This window comes from Paraburkholderia sp. SARCC-3016 (genome assembly GCF_031119615.1).
Taxonomy (GTDB): Bacteria; Pseudomonadota; Gammaproteobacteria; order Burkholderiales; family Burkholderiaceae; genus Paraburkholderia.
Genome location: NZ_JAVHZD010000084.1, coordinates 1 through 2,543, shown reverse-complemented (window position 1 = coordinate 2,543; position 2,543 = coordinate 1). Strand labels below are relative to the sequence as shown.

At 57.5% G+C, this 2,543-nt stretch carries 3 protein-coding genes and 1 pseudogene; 2 read left to right on the top strand and 2 right to left on the bottom strand.

The window, feature by feature from the left end:
- On the bottom strand, positions 1–251 hold a 251-nt coding region (locus QYH69_RS35740; RefSeq protein ID WP_308836320.1), incomplete at its 3' end, for a transposase.
- A 194-nt stretch (positions 252–445) separates the two neighbouring features.
- Between QYH69_RS35740 and QYH69_RS35735 the strand changes: the two genes are divergently transcribed.
- Positions 446–1,249: a phage tail tip lysozyme gene (locus QYH69_RS35735; protein WP_308836319.1), complete on the top strand. Its 804-nt coding sequence runs from the start codon at positions 446–448 to the stop codon at positions 1,247–1,249.
- Between the two features lie 424 nt (positions 1,250–1,673).
- On the top strand, positions 1,674–2,252 hold the full coding sequence (locus tag QYH69_RS35730) for an HrpB1 family type III secretion system apparatus protein (RefSeq protein WP_308836318.1): 579 nt from the start codon (positions 1,674–1,676) through the stop codon (positions 2,250–2,252).
- Positions 2,253–2,281: 29 nt separating this feature from the next.
- Here the strand turns inward: QYH69_RS35730 and QYH69_RS35725 are convergent.
- Positions 2,282–2,470, bottom strand: a pseudogene (locus tag QYH69_RS35725) (IS481 family transposase); the annotation flags it as partial.
- Positions 2,471–2,543: the final 73 nt, after the last annotated feature.

Genomic DNA, 2,543 nt, shown 5'->3' with positions numbered 1-2,543 from the left:
TCCAGTTCCTTCAGACGCGCCAGCTCCGAAGTTGTCGCGCCCGCTCGTTGCCCACGGTCGCGCTCAGCCTGAATGATCCAGTTGCGAAGCGTCTCTCGCGACATTCCCATCTTCGAGGCGATCGAGCGGATCGCCGCCCCCTGCGTTTGATACTCGTGCTGGTGCTCAAACACCATCCGGATCGCTCGCTCACGGACCTCATCCGAATATCGCGTCCCAGTGGGCTTCCTTGCCTTGCCTTCGCTTTCCATGCTTCAAATCTCCCGTTACAGCCAAGATCCAAAGTCTCCTACATTTCCGGGGCGGTTCATTTCGCCATTTAGCCGGCAATTTCGCTTTTCTGTCCCTTGTGCGCGCCTCTTCCGCAATACCCTCTTCTCGTCGGCAATCCGATCAATTTCTATCACGCATCGATACGCAACGTCACCTCACACGGAGAGAACACTTGTCTACGTCGATTCTGGGGCCGATGTGCCCTTGCACGAATTCTCAAGTGAATTTAAGCGGTCACCAAGGATTCAACCCGCAGCAGTCTTTGGAGGCGTTCATTGAGGAGTTGATTCAGCAACTTCAACAATTCGTTAGTCAGATCAATAGTGGTTTGGAGGACAGTGGCCACGGCGGTCTCGACGGAGAAGGTGGCTGCGCGGCAATGCCGCCTCGCTTTTCGCCCCCAATGCTCGAGCCGCCCATCGGCGGCAGTTGTGGTGAGCCATCGGGCGATGTTGCCGGCAGCGGACGTTCGGCTGCAGGTAGTGGAAATGGAAGCAGCGGCGGTAGCGTTCCGACCGTTTCAAGCAGCGAACCCGCTCACGCCATCGCACAGAATCTGGAGCAGACCTTCGGTCTGACTGCGGCGCAAGCGGCTGGGGTGCTCGGCAACCTCCAGCAAGAAAGCGGCCTCCGTGGTGACATCAATCAGGGTGGCGCAACAGGTGACCCATCGAGCAACTTTGCGGACGACAACAACAATGGATGGGGTCTCGCCCAGTGGGGAGGTGCACGCAAACAGGGCGAAATAGCGTACGCCCATCAAAACGGTCTGAATCCGGGCAGTCTCCAGGCAAATATGGGCTTCATGGATCAGGAACTCAATACGGACTACAGCCAGACCATGTCGGACATCAAGAGTACGACCACGACCGACCAGGCCGCATTGGTTTGGGATCGGGATTATGAGCAGGCAAGCGATCCAGAAATGAGCAACCGCAACCAATACGCGCAGCGGTTCCTCAGCGAAGGCCTTTGAGATCCCCCTCGCCTTAGACGATTGAGTTTTACCCACATCTCGCGCCCGGAATTGAAGATGCGGAACATTCCGGAGATGTCCTGCAGCACGAGGACTCTTCCCAGATGATGGTTGTGAGGTCGGTTGGAAGCCGTGGACGCCAACAGGTTAAGCAGCGAGCTGATTCAGATAGTATCGCTGCGTGAATACTACAGGTGGCGGGTAACCGAGACGAGCCTGTCGCCTGGCTTCACCGCGGGTGGCGAAGTGTCTCTTCGGTATCACGCAAGGGCGCGCCAGCGTAGGACCGGCCGTCGGCACAACCCATCTTGCGCTGCCAGTGACATTTCGCACCTTGGTCAAAGCATTCGCGTTCTTGCTCCGGCGGCCTGCGCGAAAACGTGACACTACACAACGCAAAAGCCTCACGGCCGAACCAGTACGAGTGATCCGGAAAGCCAACCGCGACGGCGCGGCGTCACCGCGCGTTTTTTTGATTGCTTGTCTCCACGCAAACGAGGATATTGTGACTCAAACAGGATGCAGGGATGACGTAGCCAACGGCCTTGCCAAAATGCTGTGGACTGCGTCGCAACTCGAAGAGGAATCGGATTTCGACGATCTTCTCGAAGCGATTCGCGTGCTGTCGCCGAAATGGTCCGGCGCGCGCACGGTTGCGGCGTGGCGCTACCTGCGTCGCCAGGCATGGGTGGATGCTCGGCGCGTACTCCAGGATGAAGAAGACGAGCAGAAGAAGCGCTCGGGCCTGCACGCCGCATTGATGGCAGTCTGTCTCTTCGGTCTAGGGGATCCGTTGTGGCATAGCTATGCGCGCTCCGCTGCTGACCAGCGCGAGAGTCCTGAAGCTGCAAAAATCGGCAATCGGTTGCTCGAGCAGGCGCTCAGACTGAAGAGCAACGACACGCACGTGGTGTCGGAGCAGTCGGCCGCGACGGCGTCGGGCTCACACGATACCCATGAAAGAACCGGGTTTATCACGTCGATGACATGGGTCCGTGCATAAATTGCATTGTGCGATTCACACACATCGTTTCACATCTTATAGCGCCGTTTCGGTCGTATGGTGGAACTCGCGGCTCCGGTAGGAGACGCGAGCTCCACCACGTGTCGGTGATGTTCGGCGAGGATCTTGTCGACGCGCCATTCGCGGTGCCGAAGTCGTTCTTTTCTTTCGTCGTAGGCACTTTCCACCTCCTCCGCGAGAGGTGTGATTTCGCTTATTGAGAGTTACGTAAATCATGACATCACCAAAGCTCGGCTTGCTTCCAGCAGGCAACGATGATCGATTTGCGTT